The following is a 22,974-nucleotide window of genomic DNA, read 5'->3' as shown; positions in this document are numbered from 1 at the left end:
CGAGAGATCAGCAAATCCGATGCCATGGCAAATTCCGCAATGGGTCTGAGGAGGATGGATGATTGGCAAGGCTACCCAGCAACTTTGTTTGACATTGTTGCCATTGGTCGTGCTGAAAGCCGGCGAATAGGGCGCAACGACGCATCCGAAGTAGATAAAGCGGTGTCAGCTTCAATGGCATGATCTCTGCTACTTCCGGTTGACATCAGTCGGAGTGCGAACATGGGTGCCAGGATTTCGATCGATTTTTTGTCACATACATTCAGGGGGCAGCATGCACCCGTGCTCCAGAATATCGATCTTGATATTGCCCCTGGTGAACAAGTGGCATTGATTGGAAGAAGCGGCTGCGGCAAGTCGACCTTGCTGCACATGATTTCCGGATTGCAGATGGCGAGCGATGGCTGCGTGCGGATCAATGGTTCGCAGGTTACGAAGCCGAGCGCCAAATGGAACATGATGTTCCAGAAGCCATCGCTTTTTCCCTGGATGAGCGTTCGCCAGAATGCCGAACTGGGTCTTGCATTTGCAGGGAAGCGCGATATTGCCTTGATCGAACGGTTGCTGGCGATGACCGGCCTGGCCGATAAGTCGGACGCACGTGTTGGCGATCTATCGGGAGGGCAACAGCAACGGGTGGCATTGGCCCGCTCATTGGCCACCTCCCCTGACGTCTTGCTGCTGGACGAGCCATTCTCCGCACTTGATGCCTTCACGCGCGCCTCGCTACAGGAGGACGTTGCGAGAATAGCCCGGGAAAACGGGATTACGCTCGTGCTCGTTACCCATGACATCGACGAGGCTGTCGCGATGGCGGACCGGGTATTGATTATGGTGGCGGATCCAGGGCGCATTGCAAGCTCGATAAAAATGGATATGAGTTTTCCACGCGACCGTGTGGGGGCCGATTTCATTCGGACGCGAGAGCGTCTGATGCGAATATTCAGTCAACTGTCGGGGTCTGTTGTATCTAATCCTGCGGACCTTGCAACAAGCGGTGGATCGTCACCGCAGGCGGCGGCATAAATAATTCCAGAAAGGGTTTATCGGGTAATGAAGAGGCCTTGATTGATGAATGAATTAGCAGGCAAAGACAAGGATATGGAATATGTCTTCCAGCATGAAATGAGTCGACGTGATTTTCTCATGGATTTGCTGGCCGCCGGCGGGTTGGCTGCGGCGAGTGGACTTTTTCCCGGTAACGCATTTGCAGATACACCGCCTGATGACGATGTGGTCAGGATAGGCTACCTGCCGATTACGGATGCCACTGCGCTACTCGTGGCCCATGAGATGAAATATTTTGAAGACGAGGGACTCGAATCCGTCAGGCCTACATTGATTCAAGGCTGGTCTCCGCTCGTTGAAAGTTTCGCGGCTGGAAAATTCAATCTGGTGCATTTGCTGATCCCGATACCGATCTGGATGCGTTACAACAACAAATTTCCAGTGAAAATCACTGGCTGGGCACACGTTAACGGCTCCGGTGTGCTTGTCGGACCGCATGTTTGGTCTTCTCGCGACGCCAAGACACTCGATGGTCGCGGGCCTGAAGAATTCAGTATTCTGGCGCAGAAGCAGGTCGCCGTCCCCTATTGGTATTCCACCCATAACGTACTATTGCAGATGGCGCTTAGGCGAGTCGGCCTAAAGGCGGTGATCAAGCCGCAAAGTGCGCCATTGGCAAAGGACGAAGTCAATCTCATCGTGCTTGCGCCGCCGGAGATGCCACCTGCTCTGGCAAGCAGGAAAATTGATGCCTATATCGTTGCCGAGCCATTCAATGCCGCTGGCGAACTATTCGTGGGCGGGAAAATTCTCCGGTTTTCAGGTGACATGTGGGAAAACCATCCTTGTTGTGTCGTCTGCATGAATGAACACACAGTCGCGCGCAAACCGGCGTGGACGCAGAAGGTCATGAATGCCGTGGTACGCGCGGAAGTCTATGCACAGAGCCATAAACGCGAAGTGGCGCACATGATGTCCAAGGATGGGAAGGGGTATCTGCCCATGCCGGCCAAGGTCGTCGAACGGGCAATGACATTTTATGACGAAAAATATTATGCGGATCCACCTGCGATACAACATGTGGCTCAATGGGGCGACGGTCGTATCGACTTTCAGCCATGGCCCTACCCGTCTGCCACCAAGTTGATGGTGAGGGAGATGAATAAGACGGTCGTCACGGGGGATAAGACATTTTTGAAAAATCTCGATCCGGATTTCGTGGTCAAGGATCTTGTCGAGTACCGGTATGTGAAGGAAGCGATATTGCGTCATGGAGACTGGCGCAAATGGTCTACGGTCTATGGCGTAGACCCCTATGACAAATATCTCCGGAATGAGGTGGTCAAGATATGAGCAACGGAGGCGATGCGGCACTGGCCGCGGTTCCGCTTCCGATGCGTGGCCGGCCCCGGGGTGCTCGCTGGAGCAAACGCGTGTTCTATCCCTTGGCTGGGATGTTGGTGTTGTTTGGATTGTGGTGGCTGGGTGGATACTGGCTGCAGCATGATCGCAGTATATCTTCCTTCGGTGGTTTTGCGCCGGCGCCGACGCTGCGCACTTTGTGGCATCTCATAATGACTGGCCAACTGTGGGGCATCGCCGGGCCGAGCCTGTATCGCATCGCGATGGGGTTGTTCTGGGCAATCGTGATCGGTGTGCCAATCGGCATCTCGGTAGGTTTAAAGCCCCCGATTCGCGAAATGACCCATGTGCCCTTCCAATTTCTCAGGATGATCAGTCCGCTGTCTTGGATGCCGGTCGCGGTCCTGGTATTTCCAAGTTGGAATGGCGCCATTGTTTTCCTGATCACGATGGCTGCCGTATGGCCGGTATTGTTTTCTACGGCGCAGGGTGTAAGGCGCATCGACCCGGTTTGGTTCAAGGTTGCCAGAAATTTGGGCGGAAGCGGTTTTCAGCTCCTGCGCAGGATCGTTATTCCCGCTATTGCCCAGGATATTTTCTCGGGCATACGGCTGGCGCTCGGCGTCGCCTGGATCGTTCTGGTGCCTGCAGAATACTTGGGCGTCACAAGTGGATTGGGCTATGCGATCAATGATGCACGCGATGAATTCGATTACAGCACGGTGACCGCCATCGTATTGGTCATCGGCGCCATTGGATTTTGTCTTGATGCGATTTGCGTCGCGATGATCCGTCAGTTCAGCTGGCACCGCGAGGACTAGGTTGCCACGGTTTGCGTCCCACGAAGTAGACAATTCGACTTCATGGATTTAATCCGTATTGAATATTGATCCGATCGATGCACATCCCAATAGGAGGAATGTAATGTCTGGCAATACACTTGTTTCGCCCAGCGAACTGCAACAGCTGCAGGCCTCTGTCTCTACGGTAATCGTCGATACTCGGTCGCCTGCCGCCTATGCGGAGGGACATATCCCGGGCGCGGTAAATATCCACGAAATTTTCACTTATCTTGCGACTTCCTCCAAGGAAGGGCTTGCTGCATTGCGAGGCAAGTTTTCCGAGGCTTTTGGTGCGGCAGGCGTATCCGGCAAGGAGACGGTCGTGCTGTATGAGCAGAGCATGAATACCGGCTTCGGTCAGTCTTGCCGAGGTTATTTCTTGCTGCAATTTCTGGGTTATCCCAGTGCGTCGATCTTGCATGGCGGATACGATGCATGGCTCGCGTCCGGGTTGTCGACGACAACGGACGTGCCCGAAACGACTGCCAAGACCTGCCCAATAGACGAAGCGGCCGCCGGTGTGATGCTGACGCAGGAGGATATGTTGGCGGCCATTGACGACCCACAGGTTGTGATTCTGGATGTTCGCGACGTCGACGAGTGGGTGGGTACCAGCTCATCGCCGTATGGCGTGGACTTTTGTCCGCGCAAGGGCCGCATACCCGGGGCGGTCTGGCTGGAGTGGTATCGCATGATGAAACCGAACGAGGACGGCATTCAGGTATTCAAGAACCGGGAAGAGCTGCAAGCCGAGTGCCGCACGGTAGGGATAGATCCCGACACACGGGTCTACCTCTATTGCTTCAAGGGCGCTCGGGCATCCAATACCTTTGTCGCACTCAAGCAGGCAGGGGTGAAGGATGTCCGCCTCTATTTCGGCTCATGGAACGAGTGGTCACGCGACCCGAGTCTGCCGATCGAGTCGGGTCCGGCCTCCTGGGCTGCTGCCTGAATGACCAAGCGGGAGTTCGCCCACCAATGAGGCGGCGCTGCCATCGTATGGTGCGTCGATGGGGTGGGCGGACTGTCTACTGTGGCTCAGAGGGGCTGGGTGCAGGATTCCGAGTTGGCCCCTATTTTGCTCCTGACAATTATCCTCGGTGTCAGGAGAGTCTCGCATGGGCATTGCTAGGAACAGCGCGACGGCCGAATCGGATCTACTGATCGTGCAGGAGGCCGCGCGCCTGATTACCCACGGCAGCGATGCGGCTGGCGCGATTCACGGCATACTGCACCTGCTTTCGCAGTTGCTTGGATTGAACCGTGGCCGCGTGTTGCTGCCGGATCACGATGGGCAGACGCTGGCTATTCGCTATGCGTACGGCCTGACTGCGGAAGAGCGTGCAAGAGGCCGCTATGTGATCGGCGAAGGGGTCACCGGGCGCGTATTCGATACGGGGCAGATGGCCCTGATTCAGGATATCGACGATGAACCCACCTACCTGCGTCGCGCGGTAGATCGGGCGACGCTGCCGAACGAAACGGTGTCTTTCATCGCAGTGCCCATCATCTGGGAGGACAAGCCCGTAGGCGTGCTCGCTGTGCATCGCCTGCGCAAACGGGAACGCGCATTTCAGAGCGATATCGGTCTATTGCAGGTGATTGCGACCCTGATCGGGCAGGTATTGAGGATCGAGGATATGGTCGCGGAGCGCACCGCGGACCTGGTCTCGAAGAATCAATTTCTGCGCAATCAGCTCGAAAGCCTTGGCGCACGTTACGGCATCCTGGGGCAGAGTCCAGCATTGCATGAGGCGGTGCAGTATGCGCTGCAGGTGGCCACGACCGATACCACGGTTCTGCTGTTAGGCGAGTCGGGTACCGGTAAGGAACGATTTGCGCGTATGCAGCATATGGCCGGCAAGCGTGCCGGTGGGCCATTCGTCAGCATCAATTGTGCCGCCATCCCTGCCAACCTGATTGAGTCCGAGCTTTTCGGACATGAAAAAGGTGCATTCACCGGTGCCGGTGCGACCAAGCAGGGGCGAATCGAACTCGCTTCGGGAGGCACCCTGTTCCTGGATGAAATCGGTGATCTGGATCTGGAGTTGCAGGCGAAGTTGCTGCGCGTGCTCGAATACAAGGTTATCCAAAGGGTGGGTGGGACGCGTGACATTCCCGTGGACGTACGCATCGTTTCTGCCACTCACAAGGATCTCCAGCAAGCTGTTCAGGAGGGAAGATTCCGGCTGGACCTGTACTACCGTCTCAATGTTTTCCCGATCCGCCTGCCCGCACTGCGCGCCCGCCAGGGAGACGTGGCCATCCTGGCGCAGTATTTTCTGGATTCGGCCAATCAGGAATTTGGGCAGGAAAAAATCTTTGGAGCAGGGGCGGTTGAGAGTCTTGATCGATATGCTTGGCCGGGCAATATCCGGCAGCTCGAAAACGTCATCAAGCGGGCGGTGCTGATGAGCGGTGGTCATGCGATAACGCGCGATATGGTCGATACGATACTTGCGCACGAGTTGTCTGCGGCGACAGCCCTGCAGGATAGCGCCACTGCATCCCAGCCACGGGTCGTACAGCCGCTTGTTGATCAGTTGCGACCCTATGCCAAGGTGCGTGAAGACGAGATGGGTGACATCGTGCAAGCCTTGCGTCAGCAGCAGGGTAACAAGACTCGTGCGGCGATCAGTCTGGGTTTGACGCCGCGTCAGTTCCGCTATCGCATGCAAAAGCTGGGGATTGCGGAATAGGCGTGCGGGACAATATGGACAATCGCGCCACTCGGCGGGACATTGTCGACAATTCAGGTTTCAAGGTTTCCTGGATTGTATTTATTTCACACAAAATCAGAAGATTAACCTCTGGCATGCGCGTTGCTTGAGTTCGGGTGAAAACCATTTCACAGCGGAGTCCCGAGCATGAGCACACCTGCAGAAACCGTAAAGTCATCAGTAAGCTACCTTCGTCCCATTGATGGCGATGGCTTGTCGGCCTTGGCTGAAAAAGGTAAGGCCAACCCCAATGCCGTAGTCACCCTGAAGGCAAAGACCGTATGCGAAGGTCAATTCCGCATGCAGACCTATGTCAGGGATCTGGCGCCGATGCTGATCGACGAGCCGCCGCATCTTCTGGGGGAAAACAACGCACCGAATCCGTCCGAAGCCGTATTGGCTACGCTCGGAGCCTGCCTTGCGGTGGGCGTGCATGCAAATGCCACGGCCAAGGGTGTCAGGCTCACCAAGCTGGACGTGTACCTCGAGGGCGATATCAACGTCACCGCAGTCTGGGGTACTGGCGATCTCGACGAGACCAAGCCGCTGGGTTTCACGGATGTGCGTGTAAAGATCGATGCCGAAGGTGACGCACCCAAGGAGATCATTGATGAGATCGTTGCGCATTCCAACGTGTGGTCGCCGGTCGCGAACACCCTGCGCCGAAACGTCAACCTCGTCGTCGAGCCGACTTGAGTCGCCACGTGGAGGAGTGGAGCGTGCAGGAGTCCCTGCGGGGTGACTTAGACCATGCTGACAAGACGGGGCCAGACGGTCTGTACTCCGCCATCGATGACCTCGTGCGGGACGAACTCAGGCCGCTGACCGTGCGAATCGATCGAGAGGGTGTCTATCCCGAGGCGGTGCTGCGTGGTTTGGGGCAAGCCGGTGCCTATCGTCAGCATCTTCCTGCAGTCGCGGGCGGTGCTGCGGCTGGTTTGCCTGGTGCGATCCGCGCGATGGCTCGCGTTTCTCAGGAATGCCTGTCCACCGGATTTGCAGTCTGGTGCCAGGATACCTGTGCCTGGTATTTGCAGAATGCAGTCAACGATGAGGTGCGTGAGGCATGGATCGAGCCGCTGGCCTCCGGGACGACTCTGGGCGGTACAGGCATGTCGAATACGATGAAGGCCTTTGCCGGCATAGAAGCGATGCGGCTCAAGGGACGCAGGGTTGCTGACGGATATATCGTGAATGGCAGCCTGCCCTGGGTTTCCAATCTTGGGCGAGGGCATGTTTTCGGTACGCAATTTTCCCTGGATGGTGAATTGCGCTCGGTGATGGCGCTAGTGGACTGCGACGTCGAGGGTTTTTCGCTACGCCAGGCGGCTCACTTCACCGCCTTGGAAGGTACGCGCACGTATGCGTGCTTTTTCGAGGATGTATTCATTCCCGATAGCATGGTGATCGACCATGATGGCGCGGGCTTTCTGCGAAGGAGTCGGGCCGGCATCGTCCTGCTGCAGCTGGGTATGGGGCTCGGCATCATCCAGTCCTGTATCGACTTGTGCCGCGAGGTAGAACCGCTGCTTGGTCACGTCAATCAATATCTGGACGACCGGCCGGATCTGCTCCGCGAAGAGCTCGATGATGCGAGCGAAGCCGCCATGGTCCTGGCCGAGGATCCTGGTGAGGCGGACGACGACTACTTTTGTGAAATCCTGCGCTTGCGCCTAGCCGTTAGCGAGCTCAGTTTGCGGGCCGCTCAGTCGGCGATGCTGCATACCGGGGCAAGAGGTTATCTCGACTCGGCACCCGCCCAGCGCAAGCTGCGCGAAGCCTATTTCGTTGCCATCGTTACGCCGGCGATCAAACACTTGCGCAAGGAGCTTGCGGAACGTGGCCAATAAACCCAATCGGTATTGAGAAAGAAGCAGGACGAGCGAGCCATCCCATGAAAAAACTCGTTATTTCGGAAAGCGTCGACACGGTTGTCGAGAAACTGCTCGCCGGCATAGATGCTGTCAATATGCGTGTCGTTGCGCATATCAATGGGCAAGCGAATGCACGCAAGCTGGGTAAGGAGGTGCCTGCAGATCAGATTCTCGAGGTATTCCGTCCCGATTTTGCTATCCGTGTCTGGCAGGCTAGCAAGCCGGCCGGCATTGAAATACCGCTGCGTATCCATGTGTACGAACAGGCGGGCGCAACCCATGTTGCCTGTCGGATGCCCGGCGAGACGTTCGCGCCTTATGACAGCGCCGAACTGTCAGGCATTGGGGCCGAACTGGATGTCATCTTCGGCGACATCCTGCGTTTCGTAGCACCGGATTGAGACATGGAAGACGGCTATCAGAAGTGGGTCTGCGAAGCCTGCGGATATGTCTACGATGAGGCCCTGGGCGACGCCGATTCCGGTTTGCCGCCAGGAACCCGGTACGCGGACATACCCGAGGACTGGTTCTGCCCCCTTTGCGGCATGCGCAAGAGCGACCTTCGACCGCTATCACCCGTTGCGGCAGGCACGGATGAGCCAGCCGTAGCGCCATCGATCACGCCGACTGGGAAATGCCGGGGCGGTGCGGATCATATTATCATCGTCGGTGCCGGTATCGCCGGCTGGTCGGTTGCCAAGGCCTTGCGCAGGATCAATGGCGACGTGCCGCTGTTGTTGGTTAGCGCCTGCGATGGGCACGTCTACCCCAAGCCAGCCCTGTCGACTGCACTGACACACGGGCAGAGTGTCGATGAGCTCGTTGAGGCCGATGCGTACAGCCTTGCCGAATCGCTGCGAATGCAGGTGCGGACACGAACCCGGGTCATTCGCATCGACCCGGCACGGCACCGCCTAATCACTGCTTCGGGTGGAATTCAATACGGCGCCCTGATACTCGCATTGGGCGCGCACCAGCGGCAGCTTGAGGTGAGCGGCGATGCGTCCGAAGAGCTGCTGCGTGTCAACGATCTCCAGTCTTACCGCATTCTGCGCAGCCGCCTCGACGCGGGAGGGGTCAGACACATCACTGTACTCGGTGCTGGCCTGATAGGTTGTGAGTTTGCCGAAGACCTCAGCGCCGCAGGGTACTCGGTCAGCGTGGTCGACCCGGGAGACAGACCGCTCGCAAATCTGTTGCCGGGACCACTGAGCGAGGATCTGCGCCATCGCCTTGCCCAGAAAGGCGTTGTTTGGGTGTTCGGGAACACTCTGGCGGCGCTGCAACGGGATGGTCGGACTTACCGGGCGCTACTGTCAGACGGGAGCGAGCTGCGAACCGATCTGGTGATGTCCGCCGCAGGGCTCGAACCCAATATTGCGCTGGCTGAGAAGTCGAGAATTGCGGTCGGCAAGGGCATACGGGTGGACACATTCATGCGTACTTCGGTGCCGGGGATTTACGCCCTTGGCGACTGTGCCGAGGTCGAGGGGCGGGTGTACTCCTATATCGAGCCCATCCGCAGACAAGCGCAGGCGATCGCAGCCAACCTGTCTGGGGGAAGCGAGCGTTTCGAGTCGCGCCCACCGCTGATCACCGTCAAGACCCCTTCACTGCCGCTTTCGGTTTGCCGTGGCTGGGGCGAGGCGAGCTGGGAGTCGGTGGAGTCGAGTGGTGCCGGGTCGCGTATCGATTACCGGGATGCGAAGGGAAATCTCATGGGGTTTGCTCTTTCGGGACAGCAAACGGCAAAAGCGGCGTTGCTGTACCGCAGCGAAATTACCTAGCCGGTAACGTCCAGTTGATTATCCGTAATAATCCGGCTCGTTGCCCGGTTTCCACTTGATGTTGCAGCCCAGGCTGGGGATCTGCTCCGCGGGTGCCGGTTCGCCCGCGAGCAGGGCGTCGCAGGCGGCGCACAGGTCGCGCCCGGTGACGGCGACCTCGTTGCCCGGGCGGGCAGCGTCGAACTGACCGCGGTAGTAGAGCTTGCGCTCGGCGTCGAACAGGAAGAAATCCGGGGTGCAGGCGGCGTGGTAGGCCTTGGCGACGGACTGGCGTTCGTCGTAGAGGTAGGGGAAGTCGTAGCCGAAGCGTTCGACCTCCTCCACCATCTTTTCCGGCGCGTCGTCGGGGTAGCGGGTGGCGTCGTTGGCGTTGATGCCGACCGTGGCGATGCCCCGTTCCGCATACTCGCGCGCAAAGTCGGCCAGCTCTTCGCGGATGCGGTGCACGTAGGGGCAGTGATTGCTCAGGAAGACCACGAGCAGGCCCGGTGCGGCGGCGAAGTCGTCGCTGCTGACGTCGCGTCCGGTGCTGGGCTCGGGCAGATTGAAACGCGGCGCCGGCGTGCCGAGTTCGAGCATGGTGGAGGGCGTGCGTGCCATGGCGTGATTCCTCAGCTTTCGGTGCGGTAGAGACTGCGGTCGGGTGGGGCTGGCACCACGAAACGCAGCCAAAGGTATCCCCCGAGCCCCGCGATCAGCGAGGCGAGCAGGATGCCCGACTTGGCATAGGTCAGGGATTGCGGCTGACCGGCGAAGGCCAGCTCGGTAATGAAGATCGACATGGTGAAGCCGATACCGGCGAGCAGGCCGACGCCGACGATGTGGCGGAAATCCGTGCCTGCCGGTAGATGACCGATACCCAGACGCACAGCCAGCCATGTGAATAGAAAGACTCCCAGGAGCTTGCCGGCAACGAGGCCGACGGCGACGCCGAACAGGATAGGCGAGTCGAAGGCGCGGACGATTTCGCCCAGACCCAGTGGGATGCCGGCGTTGGCGAGGGCGAACAGTGGCATCACCAGCAGCCCGACGGGGTGGTGCAGGCCATGCTCCATGCGTTGCAGCGGGGTCGCTGCGCTCTGTGCGCGCTGTTCGACGGCCTGCAGCACGGAGAACTGGTGCTGGTTGGCGAGGATGTTGCCGTCGCCACGGTCATGCGACTGGAAGTTCTGCATCAGGTCGGCGATGCCGCGCGAGAAGCTTTGCGGGTTGTATTTTGGCCGCGAGGGGATGGTGAGCGCGAGCAGCACGCCAGCAATGGTCGCGTGGATGCCGGACTGCAGCATAGCCAGCCACATCAGCGCCCCCACAATGAAATAGGGCAGCGAGTGGCGGATACCACCGAGGTTGAACCCGATCAGCAGCAGCAGTAAGGCTGCGGCTGCGCCCAGCGGTGCCAGAGCGAGGTGCTCGGTGTAGAACACGGCGATGACGATCACCGCGCCGAGGTCGTCGACGATGGCCAGCGCCACCAGGAAGGTGATCAGGCCGGAGGGGATACGGCGCCCCAGGATTACCAGGGCGCTGACCGCGAAGGCGATGTCGGTTGCCATCGGAATGCCCCAACCGCGCGCAGCGAGGGGCTCGTGCACACTGAGGGCGTAGATCGCCGCGGGCACCAGCATGCCGCCGACCGCGGCGATTGCCGGCATGGCGGCCTGACGCAGGTCGGACAGCTCTCCGACCAGCAGTTCGCGCTTGATTTCGAGCCCGACCAGGAAGAAGAAGAAGGTCATCAGGCCGTCGTTGATCCAGTGGTGCAGGCTCAACGACAATCGCCAGCTGCCGACGTGCAGCGCAATTTTCGTATGCAGCAGGTGCTGATAGGCGGGCCCGAGCGGGGAATTCGCGATCAGGAGTGCAATCAGTGCGGCACTCAGCAACAGGATGCCGCCGGTGGTCTGATGGTGTATGAATTCCTCGAACGGCGTCAGGACGCGGTCCAGCGCGCGCTCCCAGGGCATCAGGATACGGCCATCTTCTTGGCTGTGTCGGCTCATCGATCCGCTTGGTGGGGTAGAGCGTTATGTCTATAGCCTATCAGGTTGCCGCGATCAGCGCGGCGGGTTTGACAGCACCCCCGCCTGCGGTTACAAAGCCGGCTGCTTTCAAGCGCGCCCAGCGGCGCAGAGGCGAGCATGTCCACCACGCCCATCCGGCGCTGGCACGGGCTGGCGGTGGGCGAGTCGCCCGCTTTCAGACACGTGCTGGTGGTCGATGACAACGATTTTTATGCTGAGCGACTGAGCGCCGACCTCGCTGCGCGCGGCGCCACCTGCGAGCGCGCCTGCTCGGCCGCCGAGGGCATGGCCATGCTCGATGCCGGCCGCGAGCGCTACGACGCGGTGGTCACCGATATCTCCATGGAGACCGAACTCGCCGGGCTCAAGGTGCTGCGTCACGCCCGTCGGATCGGCTTTCGCGGGCAGGTGGCCAGTGCGACCACGGCGCTGGATGCGCGCTGGGCCTTCACCCTCAACCGTTTCTTCCTGGGCGTCGTGTACCGTGCCGACTACCTGATCCCCAAACGCCCGATCGCACGCGACGGCGAGGTTCTGTGGATCCGCGTGAGCCGCTGATCCCGCCGGCGACCCTGCCCGATCTGCTCGCGCCGGGGTTGCGCTTGATCTCGGTGGGACTCAATCCCTCTCCCGCGTCCGTCGCCGCGCAGGTCTATTTCGCGCATCCCCGCAACCGCTTCTGGCCGATGCTCGACGCCTCCGGCCTGATCGACGAAACGCTCTCGCCCAGCCCGGACTCGATGCGCCGCCTGTTCGAGGCGCACCGCATCGGCTTCACCGACCTGGTCAAGCGTCCGACCGCGGGCGTAGCGCAGTTACGTGCGGCCGACTACCGCGCGGGCGCATCGGCGCTGCGCATGCGCCTGCACGGACTGGCGCCGCGCGCGATCTGGTTTCAGGGGCGCACGCCCTGGGCACAATACCTGCGTCATGCCGAGGGATCATCGGCCGATGGGGACTGGGGTTTGCAGACACAGTCGATCGACGGTGTGCCCGTCTGGGTGACGCCCAATCCGAGCCCGGCGAACGCCGCATATTCCCTGCCGGAACTGATACGCCAACTCGCTGAACTGGCGACCTGGCTGAGGCTTGGTGCGTGACCTCAGACGCGTGAGCGAAGCAGCCAATGATTTTGTTCAGTCTTTACAAAACGAACAGAACGTATAGAATTTCGGCCCATGAATGCCCACCCGGAGATATCAGCCGCTGAATGCTTCATCGAGCGGGTTGGCCTGTCCATTGAATCGGACGGTCTGACGCGTATTGCCGGTCGCATGCTCGGTTTCATGGTACTCAACGGCGGGCCGGTAAGCTTTTCAGAACTCGCCGAGCGCCTTCAAGTAAGCCGGGCGAGCGTGTGTACCAATGCACGCATCCTTTCCTCACTCGGCGTGGTCGAGCGGGTTAGCCGGCCTGGCGATCGCCAGGATTATTACCAGCTGGCGGAAAAGCCGTATGCCCGTTTGATCGGAGGCTATCTGGAGCGGAAGCGTCAGATGCGCGCGATCGTGCAGGATGCCCTGACCGCGCTACCCGCAGACGTCGATCCCGCTCAGCGCCAGCGCTTGGAGGAGATGGCTATGTTCTACCAAGTGGCGACTGTGCACCTGGAACGTCTGGTGGCGGAAATGGATGCATCCAGCGAGGCGGCGGGTGGCATGCCGCATCAGACTTGATTCTCCCTATTTTTGGATGGCGTGCTGTGACTGTGCTCATGGCATCCGAACTAAACGTATCCTTTATCGCCGCCTTTCGCCAGAACGCGAGGCGCCCGTGGTTCCGCGCCACGACTTCAAGAGGAAAACGCATTGTGCGTCACGTGAAGCGGCTGGCCCATTGGGCATTCGTGCTGATGCTGCCGGCCCTGGGTGGGTGTGCCACTGCCTCTGCACCCGTCGCTGGTGGGAACAACCCAGGGCTGCTGAGCGACTATAACCACGCCATGTTCAGCTTCAATATGACCGTGGACAAGGCGGTGGTTCGCCCGGTTGCCAAGGGCTATGTGGCGGTCACACCGCGCCCAGTACGTACCAGCGTGTCGAATTTCTTCTCCAACCTGGGCGACGTGCCGGTCACGATCAACGCCTTGCTGCAACTCAAGCTCGGCCAGGCGGCCCGCGACCTTACGCGCTTCGTGTTCAACAGCACCTTCGGCGTGTTCGGTCTGTTCGACGTCGCCAGCGGCTGGGGACTGCCGCCGCATGAAGAGGATATCGGCATGACGCTCGCGCGCTGGGGCGTTCCGGAGGGGCCTTACGTGGTGCTGCCGTTCTTCGGTCCCAGCACCCTGCGCAACAGCCTGTCGCCGGTGGTCGATGGCCTTTACCTGAACCCGCTGTACTATTACCCGAACACGACGGTGTCGTGGTCGTTGACGGGGCTCAAGGTCGCCGAGGAGCGCGCTCAGTTGTTGCCGCTGGACTCCAATCTCGATCAGGCATACGACCCCTACACGTTCTTGCGCGACGCCTACCTGCAGCACCGCCGTTACGTGTTGGATCAGAACAATCCGCCGCCGCCGAGCAAGAAACCTGCTTTGACGCCGCTGCAGCGTCAACTGCTTGAAATGCAAGGCGGGCAATGATGCACACCGAAACGCGCCTGGGCGCGATGCACACAGCGAAGGAATCGATATGAAGATGGCGAGAAGCATCGTAGTGGGTATCCTGGGGGCCGCGGCGTTGGGCGCGGGCATGCAAGCGCAGGCGGACAACCTCATGCAGGTCTACCAGCAGGCGCGCGCGAACGACGCGCAGTTCGCCGCGGCGCAGCAGGAGTACAAGGCCCTGCGCGAGGCTCGCCCTCTGGCGCGTTCCAGCCTGCTGCCGCAGATCAATCTGTCAGCCAATGTGGCGCAGAATAATTCGCGTTTCGAAAACTTCAGCATCGCCGGGCAATCTTTGCCGAATTCGACCTATGACTACGGCAGCAGCGGTTACACGCTCAGCCTGAGTCAGACTTTGTTCAACTATGGCGACTGGCTTTCGCTCAAGCAGGCAGACAAGAACGTCACGGCCGCGCAAGCGCGTCTGGATGCGGCCAGTCAGACCTTGATCCTGAATACGGCACGTGCCTATTTCGCCGTGCTCGCCGCGGAGGACGAGCTGCGCTACAGCAAGGCGCAGTTGCGTGCCATCGGGCGGCAGCTCGATCAGGCCCGCAAACGTTACGACGTTGGATTGGTGGCTGTGACCGACGTACAGCAAGCCAAGGCCAGCTACGATCTCGCGCGTGCATCGGTGATTCAGGCGCAGAGCAAGGTCGATAATGCCCGCGAAGCCCTGGCCGTGTTGACCGGACAGGAAAATGAGCAACTCGATCCGCTGGCGCGCGACCTGCCGCTGCTCTCGCCCAAGCCCGACAAGCTGCACGCCTGGGTTCAGGCTGCTCTGCAACAGAACCTGAGCGTGGTGGCTGCACGTTACGCGACGTCAGCCGCACAGGAAGAGGTTGGCATACAGCGCGCAGGCCACTATCCCACGCTCAATCTCGTCGCGAGCCGGGCCTACAACGATGCCAACGCCGGCCTGGAGTCTGGCAAGACCACCAACGACATCATCGCGTTACAGATCCAAGTGCCCCTGTTTTCCGGCCTGCGCGTCGATTCGCTGACCGACCAGGCGCAGTACAAATATCTGCAGACGGCTGAGTTGCTCAAAGGACAACAACGCGAGGCCGTGCGTCAGACGCGTTCGGCATTTCTCGACGTAGAGTCGTCGATCAGTCAGGTCAAGGCACTGCGTCAGGCCGTGGCCTCGAACGAAGCCTCGGTGGCGTCGATGGAGGCGGGCTTCAAGGTGGGGACGCGAACCTCGCTCGATGTGCTGACAGCGTTATCCGATCTGTACAAGGCACAGAGCGAGTATGCGCAGGCGCGGTACAACTATCTGGTCAATACACTGCTGCTCAAGCAGGCCGCCGGCACATTGTCGATGGCGGATATTGAGCACATCAACGGCTATCTCGGTCCTACACCACCGCCCTCGGCGGACGATGCCGCGGGGCCATAGGGGCCAAGCCACCTCGGGTAACCCCGGGGCAGCATCGACTTCCAGTGGGAATGCGGTGCGCATGGACAAGTACCGGCACGTTCGAGCCGGTCTACAGAATCCGCAAGGAGAATTCCCGTGTCGAATTCAGACAAGGATGCAGTGACTCCAAAATCGCGGGGTCGCGCTCGTGCACTCCGTTTAGCATTAGTGGTTTTCATGATTGCCGGCCTGGCCTGGGGCGGCTACTACCTGCTGGTCGGCCGCTACGCGGTGAGCACCGACGACGCCTACGTGCACGGCGACCGCATCACCGTTTCGCCGCAGGTAGCGGGAACGGTGGTGGCGGTGGACGTGCGCGACACGGATTTCGTCAAGCGCGGCCAGGTGCTCGTGCAGCTGGATACCGCTAACGCGGACATCGCCTTGGCTCAGGCCGAGGCGCGTCTGGCGTCGGCGGTGCGTCAGGTGCGCGAGGCTTTCGCCAAGGTGCATGCGCTCGAGGCCGCGATGGCCATGGACCGGTCGCAGCTCAAGCTCGCCACGGACAACGCCCGGCGTCAGCAACGCCTGCTGCACAAGGGCATGACCTCGGCGGAGCAGGCCCAGCAGATGCAGACCGAGATGCGGGTAGCGGAGCACAAGCTCGCCTACGATCAGGCCCAGCTTGCCGGTGCCCAGGCGGCGGTATCGGGCAGCTCGCTGGCCGACAACCCGATCGTGCGACAGGCGGCGGCGACCGTGCGCGCGGACTATCTCAACCGCGCGCGCACCCGCATCGTGTCGCCGGTCACCGGCTACGTGGCCGACAGCGGTGTGGAGGTCGGGCAGCAGGTCAAGCCCGGGGGCGCGCTGCTGGACGTGATCCCGCTGGCGGACGTGTGGGTCGACGCGAATTTCAAAGAATCCTCGCTGCGCGACGTGCGCATCGGCCAGCCGGTGCGTGTGACCTCCGATTTCTACGGCAGCGGGGTGGTCTATCACGGCCACGTCGTCGGTCTGATGCCGGGCACGGGCTCGGTGTTCTCGCTGCTCCCGCCGCAGAATGCCACCGGCAACTGGATCAAGGTGGTGCAGCGGGTGCCGGTGCGCATCTCGCTGCCGGCGGACGAGCTTAGGCAGCACCCGCTGCGCCTCGGCCTGTCGATGCGTGCGAGCATCGATATCCGCAATCCGCACGGCAAGAGTCTGGCGACGGTGCCGCGTGCGCAGCAGGGTCCGAACACGAACGTGTACGCCGACCAGCTCAAGGGCGCCCGCGCCTTGGTCGCGCGGATCATCCGCGCCAACAGCGGGGATGCCGCATCCAGCCATGGCTGAGGAGACGCTGCCGCAGCCCTATCAGGGAGCGACGCTTGCCGCGCTCACGCTTTCGCTCGCGCTCGCCACCTTCATGAACGTGCTCGACACCACCATCACCAACGTGGCGGTGCCGGCCATCGCAGGCGATCTCGGCGTGAGCCCCGATCAGGGGACCTGGGTGATCACTGCCTTCGTGGTGTCCACGGCCATCGCCGTGCCGCTCACCGGCTGGCTGGCGCAGCGTTTCGGCGAGGTGCGCCTGTTCGTCGCCTGCACCGGCCTGTTCACTCTGTTCTCCATGCTTTGTGGGCTGGCGGGAAATTTCTCCGTGCTGCTGTTCCTGCGCGTGCTGCAGGGCGCCGTCGCCGGGCCGATGATCCCGCTGTCGCAAAGCCTGTTGATGAATAATTATCCGCCGGACAAGCGCGGGCTGGCACTGGCGATCTGGGGCATGACGACCGTGGTTGCCCCGGTCCTCGGGCCCATCTTCGGTGGCTGGATCACCGATAACTACAGCTGGCCGTGGATCTTCTACATCAACATCCCGGTCGGCGTGTTCTCGATCCTGGTGGCCTGGTCGCTGCTCAAGAACCGCGAGACGCCGCGCCGTCGCCTGCCGATCGATGCAGTCGGGCTGGCGCTGCTGATCGTCGGAGTCGGCGCGCTGCAGGTCATGCTCGACAACGGCAATCAGGACGACTGGTTCGGTTCGAGCTTCATCCTGACGCTGGGCATCACCGCGCTGATTGCCATCGTGCTGTTCATCATCTGGGAATGGTACGACCCACACCCGGTCGTGGACCTGACCCTGTTCAAGAGCCGCAACTTCAACGTCGCCGCCATCGCGATCACGCTCGGCTTCGGCGTTTACTTCGGCGGCATCGTGATCTTCCCGCTGTGGCTGCAGACCCAGCTCAACTACACCGCGACCTGGGCCGGTATCGCCTCGGCACCGGTCGGGCTGCTTGCCATCGTGCTGTCGCCGATGGTGGGACGCAATCTGCATCGAGTCGACCTGCGCCTGTTCGTCACCGTGGCCTTCCTGGTGTTTTCGATATGTTCCTTCTGGCTGGGCAGTCTGACCACCCAGGTGGACCTCTGGCAGCTGATCGATCCACGCATCTATCTCGGTATCGGCATCGCCACCTTCTTCATCCCGCTGACCGCGATGTCGCTGGCCGGCCTGCCGCAGTCGCGTGTCGCCAGCGCCTCGGGTCTGCTGAATTTCCTGCGTACCGTCGGTGCCAGCTTCGGCACCTCGCTCAGCGTAACCCTATGGGACCGCCGTGCGACGTTGCACGACACACGACTGATGGAGCATCTGACGAGTGCCGATCAGACGCTGCAGCAGACGTTCGCCCAATTGCATGCGCACGGGTTCACCACGGGAGCCGGCTACGGTGTGGTCGAACGTCTGGTTGCGCAACAGGCCTTCATGCTGTCCACCAACGATTTCTTCTGGCTCTCGGGCTGGATCTTCCTGTTCCTGATGGGCATGGTCTGGTTCGCCAAGCCGCCGTTCGCGCCCGCCCGCGGCGCGCCGCCGGCGACGGCCGAATAGGTGCTGCAGGCCAACCCGCCCATCAGTTCCACTGCACGGCGTCTGATCGCTGCCCGTGCATTGCGCAGCGTCGGTCAGGGTGCGCTGGTGGTCGACTTCGCGCTGTATCTGCACGCCCTGCACTGGTCGCCGGTGGCCATCGGCTCGGTGTTCATGGGCGGACTCGTGTTCGGCGGCGTGCTGACCCTGCTGTTGGGTCCCCTGTCGGACCGTCTGGGGCGACGACATTTCCTGCTGGGCTACGAGCTGAGCCAGATGGCGGCGGCGCTGGTCGCGCTGTTCAGTCAGCAGCCTGCGCTCATCGCACTGGCCGCGGTGATCGGCGGCTTCGGGCGAGGCGCCAACGGCAGCCCCGGCCCGTTCGCACCGGTCGAGCAGTCCTGGCTGGCCGGCGAGATCGTCCCCGCACTGCGCGGCAGCGTGTTCAGCCTGAATACGGCGCTCGGCTTCTTCGGCATGGCCCTCGGTGCGCTCGGCGCGATGATCCCGGGGCTCATTCACTCCGGCCATCCTCCGGCGGAGGATTACCGCGTGCTGTTCGTGATCGTGCTGCTGGGATCGTTCGCCTGCTTTGCGTTGCTGTACGGCGCCGCGGACCCTTTGCGACGTGACGCGGCACCAGCGGGCGCGGAACCGGATACCGGGCGGGCTGACCGGCGGCTGCGCGAAAACGGTCTCCTGCTGCGTCTGGTCGGGGTGAACGCGATCAACGGCCTGGGCATCGGCTTGATCGGGCCGTTGATGGCCTATTGGTTCGAACTGCGCTTCGGCGTCGGTCCGGCGGCGATCGCGCCGATGATGAGTCTGGCCTTCGTGGTGACCGGCTTGGCCTCACTGATCGCCGGCCGGCTGAGTCGACACATCGGTGTGGTGGACGCGGTGGTATGGCCACGCCTGGTCGGCTTGCTGTTGCTCATTCCCATGGCGCTGGCGCCGAGCTTCTTCTGGGCGGGTTTTTTCTATGTGCTGCGCTCTGGCCTCAATCGCGGCACGGTGGGCGCTCGTCAGGCGCTCGGCGTGAGCCTGGTCGGGGACGACCGGCGCGGGTTAGCTGCCAGTCTCAATACCGTCTCGATGATGCTGCCGCTGGCGGTGGGACCGGTCGTCGCCGGGGCCTTCTTTCAGGCCGGCATGCTGCTGCCGCCCTTCCTGCTCGCCGCCGGTCTGCAGGGTGTTTATCTCTATCTTTACCACCGGCTGTTCCGCGCACACGATCCGGGACGCCGAGCAGCGGGATAGGCTAGACTCTGCACGCTCTGGAGCATCGAACGCGGGAGCGGCGACTTGAGCCTCGGCACCCTGTACATCATTTCCGCCCCGTCGGGGGCCGGCAAGACCAGCCTGGTCAAGGCCCTGGTCGAGCGCGTGGAAACCTTGAGCATTTCGGTGTCGCATACCACGCGCCGCCCGCGCCCGGGCGAACAGGCGGGGTGCGATTATCATTTCATCGACGAGCGCACCTTCCTCGGCATGATCGAGGATGCGGCCTTTCTGGAACACGCCAGGGTGTTCGACCATTACTACGGTACGGCACTGGCCAGCGTGCAGGCACAGCTCGCCGAGGGACGCGACGTGATACTCGAGATCGACTGGCAGGGTGCACAGCAGGTGCGCCGTCAGCTGCCCGGCTGCCAGTCGATCTTTATATTGCCGCCATCGCGGGCCGAACTCGAGTCCAGGCTGCGTGCGCGGGCCCAGGACCCGGATGAGGTCATCGAGCGCCGCATGCGCGATGCGGTGCGCGAGATCTCGCATTACGGCGAGTATGACTATCTGGTGGTCAACGACGACTTCAACGTCGCCCTGGACGAATTGACCGTCATCGTGCGTGCCAACCGCCTGCGCCTGCCCGCCCGTGGGCAGCGCATGAAGGCCTTGATCGCCGATCTGCTGGCCTGACTGCAGGCCTTCCATTAAGATGGACGCAACTTGCGTGTTTCCGTCCGCGCCGCACCCTGTGTGTGGCCGGTCTTCTTTTTTTCCGGAGTGAATCATGGCCAGAATTACCGTCGAAGACTGTCTTGCCAATGTCGACAACCGCTTCCAGCTTGTACTGATTGCGTCCAAGCGTGCACGCCAGATCGCGCTGGGTGCCGAGCCGCGTGTGGCTCTGGAGAACGACAAGCCCACCGTGGTCGCGCTGCGCGAGATCGCGGCGGGTCTGACGGACGTTTCCGTGCTGGACGAGGTGATCGCCCGCGAGCACGGCAATGGTTCGGCGATCTCCGAGCAGGAAGTCAGGGAGGAGATCTAAGCGATCTCCTTAGCGGCGACCATCTGGCACGCCGCATGGTGGCAGAATCATGGTTGACTTGGTCGCGTCGACGCAGCCGAATGCTCAACCTGGCGTAAGCCGGGGTGAGTCGACGCGTTTCCTGGTCAGCGACCTGTGCAAGATGCTCGAGGTCTACCTGCCCCCCGAGCAGGTGCGCGAGGTCTATAGGACCTATCTCTACGCCGCCGAGGCGCATACCGGGCAGAACCGTCAGTCCGGCGAGCCCTACATCTTCCATCCCCTGGCCGTGGCGCGCGTCATGGCCGGGATGCGCATGGACCATCACAGCATCATGGCGGCCATCCTCCATGACGTGATGGAGGACACCCCGGTCACCAAGGACCAACTGCGCGAGACCTTCGGCGAGGAGGTGGCGGAGCTGGTGGACGGGGTCAGCAAGCTCACCCATCTCAAGTTCCAGTCGTACGCCGAGGCGCAGGCCGAGAACATCCGCAAGATGATGATGGCGATGGTGCGCGATCTGCGTGTCATCCTGGTCAAGCTCGCAGACCGCCTGCACAACATGCGTACCCTGTCCGCGCTGCGCAGCGACAAGCGCCGGCGCATCGCGCGCGAAACCCTAGAAATCTACGCCCCGATTGCGCAGCGCCTGGGCATGAACGCCCTGCGCCGCGAGCTGGAGACCCTCGGGTTCGCGGCGTTGTACCCCGTGCGCTTCCGCGTATTGTCGGCCGCGGTCGAGCGCGCGCGCGGGCGGCGCAAGGAGCTGATGCAGAACGTCGAGGCGGCGATCGTACGGCGCCTGGAAGAGGCAGGAATTCAGGCGCGTGTGGTGGGTCGCGAGAAGAACCTGTACTCGCTGTACCGGAAGATGCGCGCCAAGCGCATGCCCTTTTCCGAGGTCTTCGACGTATTCGCCATCCGCATCGTGGTGACGGACATCGACACCTGCTACCGCGCGCTCGGTATCACCCACAACCTGTACAAGCCGGTGGCCGGTCACTTCAAGGATTACATCGCGATCCCCAAGGCCAACGGCTACCAGTCGCTGCACACGGTGTTGTTCGGGCCGCACGGGATTCCCATCGAAGTGCAGATTCGCTCGGAGGAGATGGACCGCGTTGCCGAAAGCGGGATCGCAGCGCACTGGCTGTACAAGTCCGGAGAAGGCGGCAACGCCGGTGCCGGCACGCAGGCGCGCGCCCGCGAGTGGCTCAAGGGCATCCTGGAGATGCAGCAACGGGCCGGCAGCTCGCTGGAATTCCTGGAAAACGTCAAGGTCGACCTGTTCCCGGACGAGGTCTACATCTTCACGCCCAAGGGCGACATCATGGAGCTGCCGCGCGGCGCCACGGCCGTCGACTTCGCCTATGCGGTCCACTCGGACGTGGGCAATACCTGCGTCGCCGCCAAGATCGACCGCCACCTGGCGCCGTTGTCTGCGCCGCTGGAAAGCGGGCAGACGGTCGAGATCATCACCTCGCCCACCGCACGCCCGAACCCCGCCTGGCTCAATTTCGTGGTCACGGCAAAGGCGCGCACGGGGCTGCGCCATCGCCTCAAGAGTCTGCAGGGGGACGAGGCCATCGCACTCGGTCGCAGGCTGATGGAAAAGTCCCTGAGCGCATCCGGCAAGACGCTGGAATCGATCGATCCCGCACATCTTGCCGAACTGCTCGCCGCCTGGGGGCTGGCCGATCTCGACGCCCTGCTCAACGACGTCGGTCTGGGCAATCGTCTTGCGCCGCTGGCCGTGCGCCGTCTGCTTGGAGAATGCGACGAGAGCGATGCGGCAGCAACGGCCCAGACCACTGGTGGCAAGCCGCTGGTGATCCGCGGTAGCGAGGGGCTAGTGCTGACCTTCGCCAAGTGCTGCTACCCGCTGCCCGGCGACCCCATCGCCGGGGTGCTCAGCGCCGGCCGCGGACTGGTCGTGCATCGCGAAACCTGCCGCAACGTGGTCGAGTTCCGCGACAAGGCGGACCGCTGGATGCCCCTGCAGTGGTCCGACGAACCCGCCGGCGAATACGCCGCGGCGATCCGCGTGATGGTGTCCAACCAGCGCGGCATGCTGGCGCAGATGGCGGCGCGCATCGCCGAGATGGAATCCAATATCGAGAATGTCTCGTTCGAGGAACGCGACAGCATGCTGACCACTATGACCTTCGTGCTGAGCGTGCGCGACAGACGCCATCTGGCGCACATCATGCGGCGCCTGCGCGCCATCCCCGAGGTGAGCAAGATCGCACGCGTGCGCGGCTGACGCGCCGGG

The 22,974-nt window shown here is 61.7% G+C and carries 22 protein-coding genes; 20 read left to right on the top strand and 2 right to left on the bottom strand.

The window, feature by feature from the left end:
• Positions 1-222 precede the first annotated feature (222 nt).
• From BJI67_RS15320 to BJI67_RS15280, 9 genes are all read left to right on the top strand, one after another.
• Positions 223-1,026 carry an ABC transporter ATP-binding protein gene (locus BJI67_RS15320; RefSeq protein ID WP_070073779.1) on the top strand — a complete coding sequence of 268 codons (804 nt, stop codon included), beginning with the start codon at positions 223-225 and terminating at the stop codon, positions 1,024-1,026.
• Positions 1,027-1,071: 45 nt separating this feature from the next.
• Positions 1,072-2,361: an ABC transporter substrate-binding protein gene (locus BJI67_RS15315; protein WP_070073778.1), complete on the top strand. Its 1,290-nt coding sequence runs from the start codon at positions 1,072-1,074 to the stop codon at positions 2,359-2,361.
• The gene (locus BJI67_RS15310) at positions 2,358-3,191 is read left to right on the top strand and encodes an ABC transporter permease (RefSeq protein WP_070073777.1); all 834 of its coding nucleotides are present in this window, start codon (positions 2,358-2,360) and stop codon (positions 3,189-3,191) included. Before BJI67_RS15315 ends, BJI67_RS15310 begins: the two co-directional genes overlap by 4 nt.
• A 103-nt stretch (positions 3,192-3,294) precedes the next feature.
• Entirely contained in the window at positions 3,295-4,164 is an 870-nt protein-coding gene (locus BJI67_RS15305) for a sulfurtransferase (protein ID WP_070073776.1), read from the top strand.
• Between the two features lie 166 nt (positions 4,165-4,330).
• Entirely contained in the window at positions 4,331-5,911 is a 1,581-nt protein-coding gene (locus tag BJI67_RS15300; RefSeq protein WP_070073775.1) for a sigma-54 interaction domain-containing protein, read from the top strand.
• A 168-nt stretch (positions 5,912-6,079) separates the two neighbouring features.
• Entirely contained in the window at positions 6,080-6,628 is a 549-nt protein-coding gene (locus tag BJI67_RS15295) for an OsmC family protein (protein WP_070073774.1), read from the top strand.
• 23 nt (positions 6,629-6,651) lie between these two features.
• Positions 6,652-7,782: an acyl-CoA dehydrogenase family protein gene (locus BJI67_RS15290; protein WP_070074205.1), complete on the top strand. Its 1,131-nt coding sequence runs from the start codon at positions 6,652-6,654 to the stop codon at positions 7,780-7,782.
• Between the two features lie 44 nt (positions 7,783-7,826).
• A complete protein-coding gene (locus tag BJI67_RS15285) occupies positions 7,827-8,207 on the top strand; it encodes a DUF302 domain-containing protein (RefSeq protein ID WP_070073773.1) in 381 nt (126 codons plus the stop codon).
• 3 nt (positions 8,208-8,210) lie between these two features.
• Positions 8,211-9,593, top strand: coding sequence for an FAD-dependent oxidoreductase (locus BJI67_RS15280; protein WP_070073772.1), 1,383 nt, complete (start codon positions 8,211-8,213; stop codon positions 9,591-9,593).
• Positions 9,594-9,611: 18 nt separating this feature from the next.
• Here BJI67_RS15280 and BJI67_RS15275 read toward each other — a convergent pair whose 3' ends face one another.
• Both BJI67_RS15275 and nhaA read right to left on the bottom strand, forming a co-directional pair.
• Positions 9,612-10,193, bottom strand: coding sequence for a thioredoxin family protein (locus tag BJI67_RS15275; protein WP_070073771.1), 582 nt, complete (start codon positions 10,191-10,193; stop codon positions 9,612-9,614).
• An 11-nt stretch (positions 10,194-10,204) separates the two neighbouring features.
• Positions 10,205-11,593 carry a Na+/H+ antiporter NhaA gene (nhaA, locus tag BJI67_RS15270; RefSeq protein ID WP_070073770.1) on the bottom strand — a complete coding sequence of 463 codons (1,389 nt, stop codon included), beginning with the start codon at positions 11,591-11,593 and terminating at the stop codon, positions 10,205-10,207.
• A 138-nt stretch (positions 11,594-11,731) separates the two neighbouring features.
• On the opposite strand from nhaA, the gene BJI67_RS15265 reads away from it, so the two are divergent.
• The 11 genes from BJI67_RS15265 to spoT all read left to right on the top strand — a co-directional run bounded on the left by BJI67_RS15265 (position 11,732) and on the right by spoT (position 22,965).
• Positions 11,732-12,172 (top strand): response regulator, encoded by a 441-nt coding sequence (locus BJI67_RS15265; protein ID WP_070073769.1) that lies wholly within the window; start codon positions 11,732-11,734, stop codon positions 12,170-12,172.
• The gene (locus tag BJI67_RS15260; protein ID WP_197513168.1) at positions 12,151-12,714 is read left to right on the top strand and encodes a mismatch-specific DNA-glycosylase; all 564 of its coding nucleotides are present in this window, start codon (positions 12,151-12,153) and stop codon (positions 12,712-12,714) included. Before BJI67_RS15265 ends, BJI67_RS15260 begins: the two co-directional genes overlap by 22 nt.
• A 78-nt stretch (positions 12,715-12,792) precedes the next feature.
• Complete coding sequence (locus BJI67_RS15255) at positions 12,793-13,290, top strand: GbsR/MarR family transcriptional regulator (RefSeq protein WP_070073768.1); 498 nt, start codon at positions 12,793-12,795, stop codon at positions 13,288-13,290.
• Between the two features lie 134 nt (positions 13,291-13,424).
• On the top strand, positions 13,425-14,198 hold the full coding sequence (locus BJI67_RS15250) for an MlaA family lipoprotein (protein WP_197513166.1): 774 nt from the start codon (positions 13,425-13,427) through the stop codon (positions 14,196-14,198).
• 49 nt (positions 14,199-14,247) lie between these two features.
• Positions 14,248-15,624, top strand: a complete 1,377-nt coding sequence (locus BJI67_RS15245; protein ID WP_070073766.1) for a TolC family outer membrane protein — start codon at positions 14,248-14,250, stop codon at positions 15,622-15,624.
• A gap of 198 nt (positions 15,625-15,822) precedes the next feature.
• Positions 15,823-16,923, top strand: coding sequence for an HlyD family secretion protein (locus BJI67_RS15240; RefSeq protein ID WP_083250937.1), 1,101 nt, complete (start codon positions 15,823-15,825; stop codon positions 16,921-16,923).
• Complete coding sequence (locus BJI67_RS15235; protein WP_070073764.1) at positions 16,916-18,466, top strand: DHA2 family efflux MFS transporter permease subunit; 1,551 nt, start codon at positions 16,916-16,918, stop codon at positions 18,464-18,466. Before BJI67_RS15240 ends, BJI67_RS15235 begins: the two co-directional genes overlap by 8 nt.
• Positions 18,467-19,705, top strand: coding sequence for an MFS transporter (locus tag BJI67_RS15230; protein WP_197513164.1), 1,239 nt, complete (start codon positions 18,467-18,469; stop codon positions 19,703-19,705).
• A gap of 45 nt (positions 19,706-19,750) precedes the next feature.
• On the top strand, positions 19,751-20,365 hold the full coding sequence (gmk, locus tag BJI67_RS15225; RefSeq protein ID WP_070073763.1) for a guanylate kinase: 615 nt from the start codon (positions 19,751-19,753) through the stop codon (positions 20,363-20,365).
• A gap of 94 nt (positions 20,366-20,459) precedes the next feature.
• Positions 20,460-20,720, top strand: a complete 261-nt coding sequence (gene rpoZ / locus BJI67_RS15220) for a DNA-directed RNA polymerase subunit omega (RefSeq protein WP_070073762.1) — start codon at positions 20,460-20,462, stop codon at positions 20,718-20,720.
• 49 nt (positions 20,721-20,769) lie between these two features.
• Positions 20,770-22,965: a bifunctional GTP diphosphokinase/guanosine-3',5'-bis pyrophosphate 3'-pyrophosphohydrolase gene (gene spoT, locus BJI67_RS15215; RefSeq protein WP_070073761.1), complete on the top strand. Its 2,196-nt coding sequence runs from the start codon at positions 20,770-20,772 to the stop codon at positions 22,963-22,965.
• Positions 22,966-22,974 lie beyond the last annotated feature (9 nt).

This window comes from Acidihalobacter aeolianus, assembly GCF_001753165.1.
Classification (GTDB): Bacteria; Pseudomonadota; Gammaproteobacteria; order DSM-5130; family Acidihalobacteraceae; genus Acidihalobacter; species Acidihalobacter aeolianus.
This window is presented reverse-complemented; position numbering and strand designations above follow the sequence as displayed.

Coding starts and splice junctions, on each gene's coding strand:
- nhaA (WP_070073770.1), bottom strand. CDS start 11,593: ATGAGCCGACACAGCCAAGAAGATGGCCGTATCCTGATGCCCTGGGAG.
- BJI67_RS15295 (WP_070073774.1), top strand. CDS start 6,080: ATGAGCACACCTGCAGAAACCGTAAAGTCATCAGTAAGCTACCTTCGT.
- spoT (WP_070073761.1), top strand. CDS start 20,770: ATGGTTGACTTGGTCGCGTCGACGCAGCCGAATGCTCAACCTGGCGTA.
- rpoZ (WP_070073762.1), top strand. CDS start 20,460: ATGGCCAGAATTACCGTCGAAGACTGTCTTGCCAATGTCGACAACCGC.
- BJI67_RS15285 (WP_070073773.1), top strand. CDS start 7,827: ATGAAAAAACTCGTTATTTCGGAAAGCGTCGACACGGTTGTCGAGAAA.
- BJI67_RS15280 (WP_070073772.1), top strand. CDS start 8,211: ATGGAAGACGGCTATCAGAAGTGGGTCTGCGAAGCCTGCGGATATGTC.
- BJI67_RS15310 (WP_070073777.1), top strand. CDS start 2,358: ATGAGCAACGGAGGCGATGCGGCACTGGCCGCGGTTCCGCTTCCGATG.
- BJI67_RS15315 (WP_070073778.1), top strand. CDS start 1,072: ATGAATGAATTAGCAGGCAAAGACAAGGATATGGAATATGTCTTCCAG.
- BJI67_RS15265 (WP_070073769.1), top strand. CDS start 11,732: ATGTCCACCACGCCCATCCGGCGCTGGCACGGGCTGGCGGTGGGCGAG.
- BJI67_RS15235 (WP_070073764.1), top strand. CDS start 16,916: ATGGCTGAGGAGACGCTGCCGCAGCCCTATCAGGGAGCGACGCTTGCC.
- BJI67_RS15240 (WP_083250937.1), top strand. CDS start 15,823: ATGATTGCCGGCCTGGCCTGGGGCGGCTACTACCTGCTGGTCGGCCGC.
- BJI67_RS15320 (WP_070073779.1), top strand. CDS start 223: ATGGGTGCCAGGATTTCGATCGATTTTTTGTCACATACATTCAGGGGG.
- BJI67_RS15255 (WP_070073768.1), top strand. CDS start 12,793: ATGAATGCCCACCCGGAGATATCAGCCGCTGAATGCTTCATCGAGCGG.
- BJI67_RS15300 (WP_070073775.1), top strand. CDS start 4,331: ATGGGCATTGCTAGGAACAGCGCGACGGCCGAATCGGATCTACTGATC.
- BJI67_RS15245 (WP_070073766.1), top strand. CDS start 14,248: ATGAAGATGGCGAGAAGCATCGTAGTGGGTATCCTGGGGGCCGCGGCG.
- BJI67_RS15305 (WP_070073776.1), top strand. CDS start 3,295: ATGTCTGGCAATACACTTGTTTCGCCCAGCGAACTGCAACAGCTGCAG.
- BJI67_RS15275 (WP_070073771.1), bottom strand. CDS start 10,193: ATGGCACGCACGCCCTCCACCATGCTCGAACTCGGCACGCCGGCGCCG.